Source organism: Paraburkholderia sp. BR10936 (assembly GCF_040965735.1).
GTDB lineage: Bacteria > Pseudomonadota > Gammaproteobacteria > Burkholderiales > Burkholderiaceae > Paraburkholderia > Paraburkholderia nodosa_A.
In genome coordinates this window covers 112,550-126,771 of record NZ_JBFRCM010000017.1, presented here as the reverse complement: position 1 = coordinate 126,771, position 14,222 = coordinate 112,550, and the positions used below count along the sequence as shown (strand labels likewise).

General features: G+C 63.8%; 15 protein-coding genes. 9 read left to right on the top strand and 6 right to left on the bottom strand.

Features of this window, described 5'->3' with window-relative positions:
* The first annotated feature begins 17 nt into the window (after positions 1-17).
* The 6 genes from AB4Y36_RS30270 (at position 18) to AB4Y36_RS30245 (ending at position 5,371) form a co-directional block, all read left to right on the top strand.
* Complete coding sequence (locus AB4Y36_RS30270) at positions 18-848, top strand: helix-turn-helix transcriptional regulator (RefSeq protein WP_368684929.1); 831 nt, start codon at positions 18-20, stop codon at positions 846-848.
* A gap of 138 nt (positions 849-986) precedes the next feature.
* Positions 987-1,937, top strand: a complete 951-nt coding sequence (gene speB / locus AB4Y36_RS30265; RefSeq protein ID WP_069266141.1) for an agmatinase — start codon at positions 987-989, stop codon at positions 1,935-1,937.
* A gap of 18 nt (positions 1,938-1,955) precedes the next feature.
* Complete coding sequence (locus AB4Y36_RS30260) at positions 1,956-3,440, top strand: aldehyde dehydrogenase family protein (protein ID WP_368684928.1); 1,485 nt, start codon at positions 1,956-1,958, stop codon at positions 3,438-3,440.
* A gap of 18 nt (positions 3,441-3,458) precedes the next feature.
* Positions 3,459-3,965, top strand: coding sequence for a DUF2946 domain-containing protein (locus AB4Y36_RS30255; RefSeq protein WP_368684927.1), 507 nt, complete (start codon positions 3,459-3,461; stop codon positions 3,963-3,965).
* A 133-nt stretch (positions 3,966-4,098) separates the two neighbouring features.
* Positions 4,099-4,980: a hypothetical protein gene (locus AB4Y36_RS30250; RefSeq protein WP_368684980.1), complete on the top strand. Its 882-nt coding sequence runs from the start codon at positions 4,099-4,101 to the stop codon at positions 4,978-4,980.
* Positions 4,981-5,008: 28 nt separating this feature from the next.
* Positions 5,009-5,371 (top strand): copper resistance protein CopC, encoded by a 363-nt coding sequence (locus AB4Y36_RS30245; protein ID WP_069266144.1) that lies wholly within the window; start codon positions 5,009-5,011, stop codon positions 5,369-5,371.
* Positions 5,372-5,456: 85 nt separating this feature from the next.
* Here AB4Y36_RS30245 and AB4Y36_RS30240 read toward each other — a convergent pair whose 3' ends face one another.
* From AB4Y36_RS30240 to AB4Y36_RS30225, 4 genes are all read right to left on the bottom strand, one after another.
* Positions 5,457-5,681 carry a hypothetical protein gene (locus AB4Y36_RS30240; RefSeq protein ID WP_342947083.1) on the bottom strand — a complete coding sequence of 75 codons (225 nt, stop codon included), beginning with the start codon at positions 5,679-5,681 and terminating at the stop codon, positions 5,457-5,459.
* 220 nt (positions 5,682-5,901) lie between these two features.
* On the bottom strand, positions 5,902-7,092 hold the full coding sequence (locus tag AB4Y36_RS30235) for a porin (RefSeq protein WP_368684926.1): 1,191 nt from the start codon (positions 7,090-7,092) through the stop codon (positions 5,902-5,904).
* Between the two features lie 119 nt (positions 7,093-7,211).
* A complete protein-coding gene (locus AB4Y36_RS30230) occupies positions 7,212-8,006 on the bottom strand; it encodes an ABC transporter substrate-binding protein (protein WP_368616356.1) in 795 nt (264 codons plus the stop codon).
* Between the two features lie 68 nt (positions 8,007-8,074).
* Complete coding sequence (locus tag AB4Y36_RS30225) at positions 8,075-9,244, bottom strand: M20 aminoacylase family protein (protein ID WP_368684925.1); 1,170 nt, start codon at positions 9,242-9,244, stop codon at positions 8,075-8,077.
* Between the two features lie 130 nt (positions 9,245-9,374).
* Between AB4Y36_RS30225 and AB4Y36_RS30220 the strand changes: the two genes are divergently transcribed.
* Positions 9,375-10,328, top strand: a complete 954-nt coding sequence (locus AB4Y36_RS30220) for a LysR substrate-binding domain-containing protein (protein ID WP_368684924.1) — start codon at positions 9,375-9,377, stop codon at positions 10,326-10,328.
* Between the two features lie 43 nt (positions 10,329-10,371).
* Here the strand turns inward: AB4Y36_RS30220 and AB4Y36_RS30215 are convergent, their stop codons facing one another.
* Both AB4Y36_RS30215 and AB4Y36_RS30210 read right to left on the bottom strand, forming a co-directional pair.
* Complete coding sequence (locus AB4Y36_RS30215; protein WP_069266150.1) at positions 10,372-10,842, bottom strand: ribonuclease; 471 nt, start codon at positions 10,840-10,842, stop codon at positions 10,372-10,374.
* Between the two features lie 589 nt (positions 10,843-11,431).
* Positions 11,432-12,544, bottom strand: a complete 1,113-nt coding sequence (locus AB4Y36_RS30210) for an alkene reductase (RefSeq protein WP_342947078.1) — start codon at positions 12,542-12,544, stop codon at positions 11,432-11,434.
* Here AB4Y36_RS30210 and AB4Y36_RS30205 point away from each other — a divergent pair.
* Positions 12,543-12,800: a hypothetical protein gene (locus AB4Y36_RS30205; protein ID WP_368684923.1), complete on the top strand. Its 258-nt coding sequence runs from the start codon at positions 12,543-12,545 to the stop codon at positions 12,798-12,800. The genes AB4Y36_RS30210 and AB4Y36_RS30205 overlap by 2 nt on opposite strands.
* A 112-nt stretch (positions 12,801-12,912) precedes the next feature.
* Positions 12,913-14,205: a D-amino acid dehydrogenase gene (locus AB4Y36_RS30200; protein WP_368684922.1), complete on the top strand. Its 1,293-nt coding sequence runs from the start codon at positions 12,913-12,915 to the stop codon at positions 14,203-14,205.
* Positions 14,206-14,222 lie beyond the last annotated feature (17 nt).

Here is a 14,222-nt window from a genome sequence, read left to right as displayed (position 1 = left end):
TTATGAATGGGCGTGCCATGCTGCTCAACGTCCCCCCGCTGAACCGCGATCAACCGAACTTTCCGCTCTCGTTCAAGACCCTCGGCAACGTGATCGAGGCCGTCGGCACGCCCGATTTCGTGCCGCGTCTCACGCTGCTGCTCAACGAGGTCGTGCCGGTCAATGTCGTGCATATCGAACGTTCGCGCGCGGACAACACGATGCCCACGGGCTATCGCTGCGAATGGATCGGCAGTGGCGGGGTCGGAATGGATTCGGGCGCGATCTCGGACGTGATGACGCTCTACTACGACCGCTTCTACGAAAGCGATCCGCTCTTCGCGGGCATTCGCGGCAAGCTCGGCACGATGCTGGTGGTGCGCGACATCGGCGCGATGCCGCCGGGCGAATTCCGCCAGCGGCTCTTCGACGAGGCGCGCATCGCCCACGAATGCGTGCTCGCTCGCGGCACGCGCCACGCGCAGGACTCCATCGCGCTCGAACGCGGGCTGCGCGAACCGCCGTTTACGCTCGTGGAAATGAACCGTTTTCGCAGCGTGAGCGAGTTTCTGTTTCCGCTGCTCGAACTGCACGCCTCCACGAGCGCGGCTCGGCGCATCGCCCATGCGGCTCCGTTCATGCATCCGCTCGCGCAATTCGACGCGCGCGTTGCGGCCGACAACGTGCGCCTGTCCAAACGCGAATACGAGACCTGTGCGCACCTCATCACCGGCAAGACCGTGCCCGAAGCCGCGCAGATCCTGGGCGTGCAGGTGGCCACCGCCGAGTCGTACGTGAAGCGCGCCTTCGCGAAACTGGGCGTGCGCACCAAGCGTGAACTGATCGCCTGGGGCCACGCCGCGGTTTAGTCAGGCTGGTCGGCCTGTTAAGGACCCGCATACATCGATTTCCATCGATGTAAACATCTCAACTTCAATATTTGGCCGCGCGGGATCTCCCCTACCATCGCCCGATCGATTTGACTCTAACGATCGGAGACACACCAGATGGAACGCCAGTTCAACCAACCGCAGGGCGGCAACGAGATGCCGCGGTTCGGCGGCATCGCCACGATGATGCGCCTGCCGCAGGCCGAGACCACCGAGGGCCTCGACGTCTGCTTCGTGGGCGTGCCGCTCGATATCGGCACCTCGAATCGCTCCGGCACGCGCTTCGGGCCGCGCCAGATCCGCTCGGAATCGGTGCTGCTGCGCCCGTACAACATGGCCACGCGCGCGGCGCCGTTCGATTCGCTGCAGGTGGCCGATATCGGTGACGTCGCAACGAATCCGTATGACCTGAAGGATTCGATTCGTCTGATCGAAGCGGCCTACGACCGCATCGTCGAGACAGGCTGCCGCCCAATCACGCTCGGCGGCGACCACACGATCGCGTGGCCGATCCTGCGCGCGCTGCACAAGAAATACGGCAAGGTCGCCGTCGTCCACATCGACGCTCACGCCGATGTGAACGACACCATGTTCGGTGAAAAGATCGCGCACGGCACGCCGTTTCGCCGCGCCGTCGAGGATGGCCTCCTGCAATGCGACAAGGTCACGCAAATCGGCCTGCGCGGCACCGGCTATCACGCCGAAGACTTCGACTGGTGCCGCAAGCAGGGTTTCACCGTCGTGCAAGCCGAAGCCTGCTGGAACCGCTCGCTCGCACCGCTCATGGAAGAGGTGCGCGAGCGCGTGGGCGACACGCCCGTGTACCTGAGCTTCGATATCGACGGGCTCGATCCCGCCTTCGCGCCCGGCACCGGCACGCCCGAAATCGGCGGCCTCACCGTGCACCAGGGCCTCGAAATCGTGCGCGGCATGAAGGGGCTCAACGTAGTGGGCGCCGATCTCGTCGAAGTCTCGCCGCCGTACGACCAGGCCGGCACGACCGCGCTCGTGGGCGCGAATCTCGCCTTCGAAATGCTTTGCATCATGCCCGGCGTGGCTTACCGCTAGGGCGCGAGGAGACACCTCATGGCTACGAATACCGAACGTCGGATCGACGGCAAAGCCTTCGTGCTGCCCGCCGCAGTGATTGCGGGCGAAACCTTTTGCGCCGCGGACAGCGAAGTGTGCTCGCGCATCTGCAATGCGGCCACGGGCGAAACGATCGGCTGGCAGGAGCACGCGACGGCCGCGATGGTCGATCGGGCCGTGCACGCCGCACACGATGCGCTCATCGCGTGGCGGCACACCACACCGGCCGCGCGCGGCAAGCTGCTGCGCAAGATCGCCGAACTGATGGAAGCCGACCGCGCACGCCTCGCTGCCATGCAGATGCAGGTGAGCGGCAAGCCGCCGTTCGAAGCAGACCTCGACGTGAGCGACGCCGTCGCGACGTTCGACTACTACGCCAGCCTCTGCGATGACGCCTCGGCGTTCGCCGCCGAACCGGTCGCGGTGCCGGACGATGCGCTGCTGGCCGAACGCGTGCACGAACCGGTCGGCGTCGCGGCGCTGATCGTGCCGTGGAATTTCCCGATGGTCACGACGGCGTGGAAACTCGCACCCGCGCTGGCCGCGGGCTGCACGGTCGTCATCAAGCCTTCGGAACTCACCTCGCCCACCGAGCACATGCTCGCCGCAATCGTGAGCGAAGCGGGCGTGCCCGATGGCGTCGTGAACGTGGTCAACGGCGGCGGCGACGTCGGCGCGTGGCTGACGACGCATCCGCTCGTCGACAAGATCTCGTTCACCGGCAGCACGGCTTCGGGCCGCAAGGTCATGCAGGCCGCCGCGCAGGACATGAAGCGCCTCACGCTCGAACTGGGCGGCAAATCCGCGCTGATCGTGCGCGAAGACGCCGACGTGGCGCAGGCCGTCTCGCTCGCGGTAGGCGGCGCGTTCACCAACGCCGGACAGATGTGCTCGGCCACCGCGCGTATCCTCGTGCACGACAACGTGTATCGCAAGTTCATGGCCGCGTTCGAGACCGCGGTGCGAGCCGTCGTGGTCGCGCCGCCTCAAGGTGCGGACGCGGCAATGGGACCGCTCATCAGCGCGGCCCAACACGCGCGCGTGGCCGCCCTTGTGGCGCAAGGCGTCGAAGCGGGCGCACAGATTGCGTTCGCGGGGAAACTCGATCCCGCCTGCGCCGATGGCTTCTTCATGGCGCCCGTCGTCATCGCGGAGCCCGCGGCGGACAACGTGCTGTGGACCGACGAAGTTTTCGGACCGGTCGCGTGCGTGAAGTCTTTCCGTTCGGATGACGAAGCAATCGCACTCGCCAACGATACACGTTACGGACTGGTCGCCACGGTCGTGACGCGCGACGAAAAGGCCGCGCGACGCTACAAGGCGCAGTTGCGCGCCGGGCTCGTCTGGGTGAACACCCCGCAACTGATCTTCCCGCAAGTGTGCTGGGGCGGCTTCGGCCTGAGCGGGATCGGTCGCGAACTGGGCGTCGCGGGCTTGCGCAGCTACCAGGAATTGCGTCACACAGTCGGCCTGCGCGGCTGATCGCTTCAAGGCACTTTCGTGCCGGCTTCACGCGGGCTCGATCGCTTTGACGGGCGGCGCTGCCGTCGTCAGCCGCGCGGCGGGGATGGCGGCTCGCGTGGCATAATCGCCGCACTATTTCCGCCACTTCACGCCGTGCGCCGATTCCATCTCAGGCTGGGCAGTCTACTGGGGACGCTTGCGCTCCTCATGGCGACGCTCGCGCCCGTGGTTTCGCATCTGCTTGCCGCCCAGGCCATGCAGATGGCGCCCGGCACGGTGGAACGCGCGCCCTGCGGCATGCCTTCGATGGAGCATCACGTTCACGGCGCGAGCGGCACAGCGGGCACGCACGCAACGTCGGGCGACATGCAGGACTGCGGCTATTGCAGCTTCTTCGCGCACCTGCCCGTCGTGTCCGGCGTACCTGTGGCGCTGTTCGTCGTCGGCCGGCTCGTGCAAGCGCGCATCGCGGCGCAGTTCGAAAGCGTTCGCCTCGTCGCGCCCGCGGGCCACATCCACGCACGCGCCCCACCCCTGTCCTGACTGGCTCGACCATGCCAATCCCGGCCGACGCGCCCAGCGTGTCGCCGGGTCTGCCCGCGCGCCGCCGAAGCTCGCGCGCGTGCCTCGCTCCTCGACAGGACAACTCATGTCTGACCAATCGCCTTCCAGCCGCATGGCGCCGGGCGTTCTTGCCGACCTTCGCACACTCGGTCGACTCGTCGGCTGCGCGCTGCTGCTCGGACCGTGCGTGGCCCATGCACACGCCATCGCAGGCGACCGCGTTTTCCCCTCCACGCTCTCCGTCGACGACCCGGGCGTGGGCGACGAAGCCAACCTCGAATTCGGGCACCAGCGCGTGCCGGCTGACGCCGGCGACCAGAGCATCAACACCTTCCGCTTCGAGTACGACAAGCTCATCACGCCGCGGCTCGCGTTCTCGGTGGACGGCGGCTACGTCATGCAGAACAACCCCACCGCGCGCGGCTTCGACAACTTCGGCGTGGGGCTCAAGTACCTGCTCTACGTGAACGATGCGCATGAATTCATGACCTCGGTCGGCGTGAACGCCGAACTCGGCGGCACCGGCAGCCGGGCGATCGCCAACGACTTCTCGACGATCTCGCCCACGGTCTTCGCCGGCAAGGGCATGGGCGATCTGCCCGACTCGCTCGCCTGGCTGCGGCCCATCGCCATCACCGGAGAAGCGGGACCGTCGTTCACGACCGGAGGCGGGCAGCCGAACTCGTTCGACTATGGCTTCACGTTCCAGTACAGCCTGCCCTACCTGCAGCAGCACGTGCACGACCTCGGCTTGCCGCAGCCGTTTTCCAACCTCATCCCGCTGGTCGAAGTGCCCCTCTCGCGCAGCCAGGGACAAACGACCGGGACCGTCAACCCCGGCTTCATCTGGATGAACCGTTACGGCCAGCTCGGCATCGAAGCACAGATCCCGATCAACCGGGCGAGCGGCTCGCACGTCGGCATCCTCGCGCAGGCGCACATTTTCTTCGACGATGTCGCGCCGCGCACGATCGGCAAGCCGCTGTTCCAGTAAGCCAGCACATTCACACAGGAATATCGCCATGAAACTCGCTACTTTGCGCACGGCTGTTGCCTCGATCGCGCTGCTCGCCGCCCACCTCGCATGGGCGCACGCCTATCCGAAGCATCAGGAACCGCCCGCGGGATCGACCGCGCCGGCCACGCTCAACGCGGTCGTGATCGACTTCGACGATGGGCTCGAGCCCGCGTTCAGCTCCATCGACGTGACCGACGCGCAGGGCAAATCCGTCATTCGCGAGAAGGCCAAGGTCGATGCGGGCAACAGCAAGCGCATGTCGGTTGCGCTGAACGCGCTGACGCCCGGCAAGTATTCGGTGGTGTGGGTCGCGGTTGCCGCCGATGGGCATCGCACGACCGGACATTACTCGTTCGATGTGAAGTGAACGGGTAACGACGAGATGAGGCCATGCTGCGATTTCTTGCGCTTTCGCAGCGTGGCTCTTCGTGGTTATCCGGCGGGGTGCCGGCTCAATGCGGCGTGGTTGTGGTAAAGGCTTCGGGCGAGCCGTTCAAGGCGTCGTACAGATCCCCAACGGGCAAGTCGCCGATTTCGTTGTGGATATAGGCGTTAAACGCGCGGTCGTAGAGCGCACGCCCGGCGTCGGTTTCCATCGTCATGTCGAAGCCGTTGAGAACCAGGCCGGCGATCTCGTCGGCTTCGAGCAGGATGTGTTCAGCTTTCTTTCGTTCCATGGTAGTGCTCCGGTACTGCAGGATCAGCCAATTTTAAAGGGAACGGCCCAAAAATGCTGGAGAAAAAAACGGGGGCGATTCGGTTTCGTTCCCGCGATGCGGCATACGTCGACGCGCCACAATACTTAGTTATCCGATTAATTTTCGAAACCTGAGTCTTTCATAAAATCACCATGGGCGGCGCTCAGACCGTGCAGAGCGCCGCGTGCAGGCTGCGACGTCAGAAGCTGTGACGAATGGCGGCACGCACCACGACCTGGCGGGAAGTGGACGAGAGATCCTGCGCGCCGGGCACATAAGCCTGGTCGAGCGACGAGCCGGTCTTGTCGCCCGCCACGAGCTGGAATGCGCCCTGCAGATACACGTCCGTGCGTTTCGAGAGGTTGTAGTCGGCCATCACGCCCACGGAGTGGATCGATGGCTTCACGCTGCCTGTCGTCGCGTCGTAGTGTACGAGCGTGTAGACATAGTCCGCTCCGACGTAGAAAGCCGGCGTAAGCTGATACTTGCCGTTCACCTCGAAGTTCTGATACCTGAGCGACGTCACCCGGCCGCCGGCGAGCGGCCCCGTCACCGGCTGGATCGTCTCGTCACCGGTGAGATACCCGACGTTCGCCACAGGTTGGCCGATGTACGTATTGGTGTACGCGAAGCCGACCGTTGCCGAGCCCGCTGTGTAGCTCACGCCAGCGCCGAAAATCTGCAGACGCGACGAAGCGAAATTGCCGTCCGCGCCGTTCGTACTGCTCGCGCCCGCAATCGCGCCGCCCGAGGTCAGCGCGGGGTTGCTGGCGTTCAGGTAGGCCGCGGCGATGAGCCATTCGCCCACCGTGTATTGCGCCCCCACGCTCACCGCGCGGTTGTTCGCGAAGTTCGTGTCGTTGCTGAAGCTATACGTGCCGCCGAACGAGAAGCCGCCGAACGTCGGACTCGCGTATTTGATCGTGTTGTTCAGGCGAAAGGTATTGTCGGTATTGTCGTTGTCGTAGGGGTGCGAAAACAGGTAGCCGCCCCAGTTGCCGTTCGCCGTCGTCTGCGCGAGATAGTCCACCACGGCGTCGTACTGACGCCCGAACGTGAGCGTGCCGTAGCGTTCATTGGCGAGACCAACGTACGCCTGGCGTCCGAAGGCTCGGCCGCCTTGTGCCAGCGTCCCGTTGCTCGCATTGAAGCCGCTTTCGATCTGAAAGACCGCGCTGTTGCCGCCGCCCAGGTCTTCAGTGCCCTTCAGACCCCAGCGGCTGCCTTGGGCGTAGCCGCTCGTCATTTCGTAGACGGCGTGACCGCCGACGTTGTTCGTATAGTCAATGCCCTCGTCGATCAAACCGTACAGGGTCACGCTGCTTTGCGCAAAGGCTGGCGCCGCCGCACCGCACAGCGCCATGACGCAAACGATCTTCCTCTTGCTCATATGTCTTCCGTTTTTATAAGTCATACTTATTATCAGGCGAATACATAGCCCGCTTTTCGTCACCAGGGCGGATCGCATGCCTTGCGCCCGCCCTGGTCAATTGCACGACCTGTCCAGAGTTATTTCGAGCCGTAAATATCGAAGTCGAAGTACTTCTTGTTGATACGCGCGTAGGTGCCGTTTGCGAGAATGTCGGCGAGTGCGCCGTTGAAGGCTTCGCGCAGTTCGGTGTCCTGCTTGCGCAGGCCGAGACCGTCGCCCTGACCAAAGAATTTCGGGTCGTCGATGGCCTGGCCCGCGAACGTGAAGTCCTTGCCTTCAGGGCGCTTCAGAAAGCCGTCGCTTGCGGCGATCGACGCCTGAAACGCGGCATCCAGGCGGCCCGACGTCAAATCGGTATAGACCTGGTCCTGGTTTTGATAGGGGACGATCTCCACGCCCGCGGGCTGCCACTTCGCGCGCGCGTAGTCTTCCTGACTCGTGCCCTGCTCCACGCCCACGCGCTTGCCCTTGAGCGAAGCCGCATCGGGCAGGAGCGGCGAGCCGCGGCGTACGACGAGCCGCGCGGGCGCATTCGAGATCTTGTTCGTGAAGGCGATCTGCTCCGCGCGCTTGGGCGTGATCGTCATCGACGAAGAGATGACATCGAACTTGCGCGCGATGAGGCCTGGAATCATGCCGTCGAAGCTCGTTTCCACCCATACGCAATGCGCGTTCAGTTGCGCGCACAACGCATTGGCAATGTCCACGCCGAAGCCCGTGAGCTTGCCGTCCGGCGTTTTGTATTCGAGCGGCGGGTAAGTGGGATCGACCGCGAGCCGGATCTCCCGGCCCTTCAGGTCCACCGCGTGCGCCTGTCCCGCCGTTGCCGCCGCAGCGAGCGCCAGTGAAAGCGCCATCGTCCATTGCTTCATATGCCCGTCTCCTTCGTGTCGTTTCGGTTGTTTCAATTGCTTCGGTGGTTTCTGCGATTTCTGTGGTGCTATTGCAGAATGTGTTCTGCGAGCTTGACCCAGTAGCTCGCGCCAATGGCAAGGCTCGCGTCGTTGAAGTCGTAGCCGGGGTTGTGAAGTGAGCAGTGCTGCTCGCCGTCACCATTGCCGATCGAGAGGTAGCTGCCGGGGCAGCGCTCCAGCATGTACGCGAAGTCCTCGCTCGCCATGAGTGGGCGCAGGCCGTCGAGCAGCATCTCCGGGCCGCCCCATTCGAGCGCGACGCGGCGCGCCACCTCGGTCTCGTCGCTATGGTTGACGAGCACCGGGTAGTCATGGCGATAGTCGATCTCCACGCGCGCGCCGTAACTCGCGGCCTGCCCGTGCGCCACTTCACGGATGCGGCGCTCGAGCAGTTCGCGCACCGGCGCCGAAAGCGCGCGCACGCTCAGGTGCAGGTCGGCGTGCGATGCAATGACGTTCGAGGCGCTCCCCGCGTGCAGCGCGCCGACGCTGACGACGGCCTGATCGTGCGGCGCCACGTTGCGCGCCACCACGCTTTGCAGCGCCATGACGATCGAGGCGCCGACCACGACGGGGTCGATCGTCTGCTGCGGCGCGGCCGCATGACCGCCGCGGCCGATCACGCGGATCGTCACCTCGTCCGCACTGGCCATGAATGCGCCGCTGTGAAAGCCGATTCGTCCTGCCGGGAAGCCAGGCACGTTATGCATCGCGAACACGGCGTCGCAGGGAAAGCGCTCGAAGAGGCCATCCTCGATCATCTTGCGCGCGCCGCCCAGGCCTTCTTCGGCCGGCTGAAAAATCAGGTGCAACGTGCCGCGCCACTGTGCGGTTTGCGCGAGGCATCGAGCGGCTGCCAGCAGTATCGCCGTGTGGCCGTCATGGCCGCAGGCATGCATCACGCCTTCGTTGCCGCTGGCGTAGGGAAGGCCCGTCGCCTCGCGTATGGGCAGCGCATCCATGTCGGCGCGCAGCCCAAGCCTGAACCCCCTGCCGCGCTCGAACGTGGCGACCACGCCCGTGCCGCCCACGCCCCGCGTCACGCGATAGCCCCATGCTTCGAGCTTTTCGGCGACAAGCGCGCTCGTCACATGTTCTTCGAAGCCCAGTTCGGGCTGCGCATGCAACTGGCGGCGCAACGCAATCATGTCGCCTTCGATTGCCGCCACCTCGGGCAAAACCCACTGTCTGCTCAATTCGCCTCCTCAGTCCATTCGTGCATCGTGGAGCGAATCGTATGCAGCGCAAATTCCGGGGAACAGCCAGCGTTTTGTTATGATGACAACCCACCGTTGTCACCCCACCTCTCTCGCCGCGCACGCTGACATGAAACTGCACCAACTGGAAGCGCTGGTCGCCAGCGCGGACGCCGGCAGTATTCGCGGCGCGGCCCGGTCGCTTGGGCTTTCGCAGGCGGCAGTCACGCGCGCGCTGCGCGAACTGGAGGCAAACGAGCGCCTGCCGCTCCTGATCCGCGCGCCCGAAGGCATTACCTTCACCGAGCACGGCAAGGTGCTGCTCACGCACGCGCGCATCGTGCTCAATCAACTCGAACACGCACACAACGACCTCGAGCGACTGAGAGGCCGTGTGGAAGGCAGTCTCACGGTGGGCGTCACGCCGTGGATTACGCTGACCTTTCTGGCCGAGGCCGTACGGCTGTTTCGCGAGCGCATGCCCGACATCCGTCTGGAACTGGTCGAAGGATTGATGGCCGTTGCCCAGCCGCTGCTGCGCGACGGCAGCATGGATTTCGCCGTCGGCCAGTTGCAGCCCGGCGCGAGTGAGCAGGAGTTCGCATCCGAGGCTGTGCTCACTTACGAATCGTCGGTGATGGTGCGGGAAGGACACCGGAAAGTGCGGGCGCGCTCGATCCGCGAACTGCTCGATGAAGACTGGGTGCTGAATTTCGCGCCGGACGGCAAACGCGATCTGGTCGACTATCTGTTCACGCGCCACGGCGCGCAGATCGACGAACGCCGCATTGTGCGCGCGCAGTCGGTAGCGACGCTGCAAACCATGGTGGAGCAGGCAGACATGTGCACGTGGAGCCCGACGATCCTGAGCCACGTGCCGCCGTTCGGAGGCCGCCTGCGCTCGCTCGCGTTGCGCGAAGCGTTCGAACCCCGACAACTGGGCATCGTCACGCGCCGCAACAGCACACTGAGCCGCGCGGCCGTTGCTTTCATCGACTGTTTGCTGCAGGTGATACGCCGCCACGCGCGCTCGGCGAAGAAAGAAGACCTCGCCTTGTTCAAAACCCTGGAGCTATTGATTTAGCGCCCGAGCATGCGCTCAGGTACGACGAAATCTGGATTCGCCTTTACCCGGCAATGCGCTTGAAGCTGACGTAGTAGTCGTCGGTGTAATAGCAGTCGCTGGTCTGCTTGCGCGGTCCACCACATACGACCCGGCGCTGCCCACGATCCGTCATGCCCGGGGTGCGCACCGTGTATGTGTGGTAGTAGCCGCGTGGATGCTGCGGCAGTAATTGCGCCGTGTTACGGAACAGGACGCCGTCGTCCGCAAAAGGAAAGGGGCCGCCCGCCTTGATCAGCCGCAGTGTCTCGGTCGCTTCCCCCGGCAACTGCTTCATGGTGACGGTACCCAGCGCGCCCGCAACCTGCGCGCCTGATGCGGCAGGTGTGCCGCTTGCGCCCTGCGCGGGCTGACCCGGCGCCTGGCTCGCAGATGCGCCCGACGCCTCGGTGACGTTTCGCGAACTCTCCTTGCCGCAACCGCCAAGGATCGCGCCCAAGGCGACGACGCAAGGGAAAACCCACGCTCTCTTCACGAAACGATTCTCCCCTCGTTGACCGGCACTCGACGAACAGGACAAACGTAAAGGTAGCGCGAATGGCGGAGCGAATCAATGCTCGACCGGGAACACGCACTCGTACACGTGACCCAGGCAGACGAACGGCGGCCGCTCACACCCGTTCCGATGTAAGCGGCCTGGACTTGCAATCGCATACTGCCTGGATGAAGCGGTACTTCAACTGCGTGTTGCTCCGCACTTCAACTGCGTGATTCAACTGCGCGATGCTCTGCTCTTCAACTGCGTGATTCAACTGCGCGATGCTCTGCTCTTCAACTGCACGGTACTCTGCACTTCAACAACGAGTTGCCCTGCACTCCTCATTGATTCAACAGCGTGGTGCTTCGACATTGACACTCAACTCTGCCACATACGACTACAACTGCCGGACTGCTGTTCTGCAACGGGTACACGGTATGGTCCAACTCGACCGCAGGAGGGGAATCCTGGGATGGAGCCAACGTCTCGCTCCATGAAAGACAGTGTAGGCGTAGACGCGCTGAACCAATTGCCCGAAACGAGCCCAATATCGCACTGAATTCGCGCAATTGGGCGGCCGCCCTGCTCAGGCTACTGCCTGCGTCCCGGACTGATAGAACGGGTAGTCCGTATAACCGACGTGTGTGCCGCCAAAGAACGTGGGGCGGTCGTACCGGTTGAGCGACAGCTTGCGACGCAGCCGCTCCGGAAGATCGGGATTCGCAATGAAGTGACGACCGAATGCAACCAGATCGGCATCGCCCGCCTGCAGGATGGCCTCGGCCTTTTCGCCGTCGAAGCCGCCGGCCGCGATGATGGTGCCCGCATAGTGCTTGCGAATGAGCTGGGCAGCAACGGGATTGGGATCGGCGCCCTCGTTTTCGACATTGCCGAGAATGCGGGGCTCGATGAGGTGCAGGTACGCGAGATTCAGCTTGGCGAGTTCTTGCGCAACATACGCGAACAAGCCGACAGGATCGCTATCCGACATATCGCCCCACGACCCGCTCGGCCCAAGGCGCACGGCAACCTTGTCGCTTCCCCACACGGAAATCACAGCCCGTGTGGCTTCCATCAACAGGCGGGCGCGGTTTTCGAACGAACCGCCATAGATGTCCGTCCGCTTGTTGCTGCCGTCCTGCAGGAACTGGTCGAACAGATAGCCGTTTGCGGCGTGCAGTTCCACGCCGTCGAAGCCCGCCGCGACGCCGCGTGCCGCCGCAGCGCGAAAGCTCTCGACGATACCCGCAATTTCATCCGTCTCAAGGGCGCGATTCGGCGTATTCGGAACCCAGCCGGCGTCCGTGTAGGCGACGCCGCCGTGAGGGACTTCCGAGGGACCCACGGGCCGCCCGCCATCGGGTTGCAGCTCCGAGTTCGACTGGCGCCCAGCGTGGTAGAGCTGAAGGAAAATCTTCGCGCCTTTCACGTGCACGGCATCGGTCACGCGCTTCCAGCCCGCAATCTGACTATCGTCGTACAAGCCAGGCGCACCGAGATAGCCGTTGCCGTTCGGCGCAGCGATGGTGGCCTCGCCGATCAGAAAGCCGCCGGCCGACGCGCGTTGCGCGTAATACTCCGCCATGAGTGCGCCGGGAATCGCGCCGCTTTCGGCGCGCATGCGGGTGAGCGGTGCAAGAACGACCCGGTGCGAGAACGTGTAAGGGCCGACTTTGACTTCAGAAAAGAGCTTGGACATGATTTACCCGAAGAAAGATGGGAAGGCGCGTCGATTGCTGGTTGTCCGACGTGACAGCGACGAAGCCGCAGGGTTAGCTTCCTTCGCCGTGACATCGATGAGCCAGAGTGTATATGCACACGTCGATGAATTTATCCCGATTCCTTCCAATACTGTTCGCGTATTTCGCAAACAATCCTTCAGCCGTGAAGCCGGTTTGAAAACATCCGTCCTCCTCCAGGCGACATGGCTATTTCAACCAGAAATAACCCGCTAAACATTATTGAAAACTGCTCGCATGTCGCTAGCATTCCTTCATCGACTGCCAGATCGAATACCGGCAGCGTTCATCAGATGTTGGCGGCCGCCTGGCTGGGGAGACTACGGATATGCGAGTTCTGGTATTGGGCAGCGGGGTCGTCGGCGTGACGAGCGCGTACTATCTGGCGCGCGCCGGCCATGAAGTCACTGTCATCGACCGCGAGCACGGTCCTGCGCTCGAGACGAGCTTCGCGAACGCCGGGCAAATTTCTCCGGGATACGCGGCGCCGTGGGCGGCCCCTGGTGTTCCGCTCAAAGCCGTTAAGTGGATGTTCCAGAAGCATGCCCCGCTCGCCATCCGCCCGGATGACGCGGACAAGCAGTTCCAGCTGCAGTGGATGTGGCAGATGCTGCAGAACTGCACGGCGGAGCGCTACGCCATCAACAAGAACCGCATGGTGCGGCTTGCGCAATACAGCCGCGATTGCCTGATGGCGCTGCGCGCGGAAACGGGCATCCAGTACGAAGGACGAACCGGCGGGACGCTGCAGGTTTTCCGGACACAGCAGCAGTTCGACGGCGCGGCAAAGGACATCGCCGTCCTCAAAGAGGCGAACGTTCCCTACGAGTTGCTCAGTGCAGGCGAACTCTCGCGGGTCGAGCCGGCCCTCGCCGCAACCTCGCAAAAATTGACCGGCGGTCTTCGCTTGCCTGGCGACGAGACAGGCGACTGCCAGCTGTTCACGACCAGGCTTGCCGCGCTCGCCGAGGAGGCCGGTGTGACGTTCCGCTACAACACGATCGTCGATACGCTCGTCGTCGAAGACTGCAAGGTCGTTGGCGTCCGTCACGGAACGAGGCTCATCCATGCCGACGCGTTCGTTGTCGCGTTTGGTTCCTATTCGACGAGTTTCCTGTCTGGCCTCGTCAAGATTCCGGTCTACCCGCTCAAGGGGTATTCCATCACGGCGCCGATCCTGGACGAGGCACGCGCCCCTGTCTCGACTGTCCTCGACGAGACCTACAAGATCGCCATCACGCGCTTCGATAAACGAATTCGCGTGGGCGGCATGGCCGAGATCGTGGGGTTCGACAAGCGCCTGCGCGAGGCTCGGCGCGAGACACTCGAAATGTGCGTGAACGATCTGTTCCCGGGTGGCGGCGACACATCGAAGGCGACGTTCTGGACCGGGCTGCGGCCGATGACGCCGGACGGCACGCCCATTGTTGGCCGCACTGCCGTGCCCAACCTCTTCCTGAACACGGGCCATGGCACGCTTGGGTGGACCATGTCGTGCGGTTCGGCGCAGCTTCTCGCCGACCTGATTTCAGGCAGGAAGCCCGCTATCGAGCACGATGATTTGAACGTGTTCCGCTACGCCAGGGAGCCGGAGGCCCCGGCGGATTTCGCGCTGGACTAGTCAGTACTGCTGGTGGA

Coding starts and splice junctions, on each gene's coding strand:
- AB4Y36_RS30200 (WP_368684922.1), top strand. CDS start 12,913: ATGCGAGTTCTGGTATTGGGCAGCGGGGTCGTCGGCGTGACGAGCGCG.
- AB4Y36_RS30220 (WP_368684924.1), top strand. CDS start 9,375: ATGAAACTGCACCAACTGGAAGCGCTGGTCGCCAGCGCGGACGCCGGC.
- AB4Y36_RS30270 (WP_368684929.1), top strand. CDS start 18: ATGCTGCTCAACGTCCCCCCGCTGAACCGCGATCAACCGAACTTTCCG.
- AB4Y36_RS30205 (WP_368684923.1), top strand. CDS start 12,543: ATGATTTACCCGAAGAAAGATGGGAAGGCGCGTCGATTGCTGGTTGTC.
- AB4Y36_RS30240 (WP_342947083.1), bottom strand. CDS start 5,681: ATGGAACGAAAGAAAGCTGAACACATCCTGCTCGAAGCCGACGAGATC.
- AB4Y36_RS30245 (WP_069266144.1), top strand. CDS start 5,009: ATGAAACTCGCTACTTTGCGCACGGCTGTTGCCTCGATCGCGCTGCTC.
- AB4Y36_RS30260 (WP_368684928.1), top strand. CDS start 1,956: ATGGCTACGAATACCGAACGTCGGATCGACGGCAAAGCCTTCGTGCTG.
- speB (WP_069266141.1), top strand. CDS start 987: ATGGAACGCCAGTTCAACCAACCGCAGGGCGGCAACGAGATGCCGCGG.
- AB4Y36_RS30230 (WP_368616356.1), bottom strand. CDS start 8,006: ATGAAGCAATGGACGATGGCGCTTTCACTGGCGCTCGCTGCGGCGGCA.
- AB4Y36_RS30250 (WP_368684980.1), top strand. CDS start 4,099: ATGGCGCCGGGCGTTCTTGCCGACCTTCGCACACTCGGTCGACTCGTC.
- AB4Y36_RS30210 (WP_342947078.1), bottom strand. CDS start 12,544: ATGTCCAAGCTCTTTTCTGAAGTCAAAGTCGGCCCTTACACGTTCTCG.
- AB4Y36_RS30235 (WP_368684926.1), bottom strand. CDS start 7,092: ATGAGCAAGAGGAAGATCGTTTGCGTCATGGCGCTGTGCGGTGCGGCG.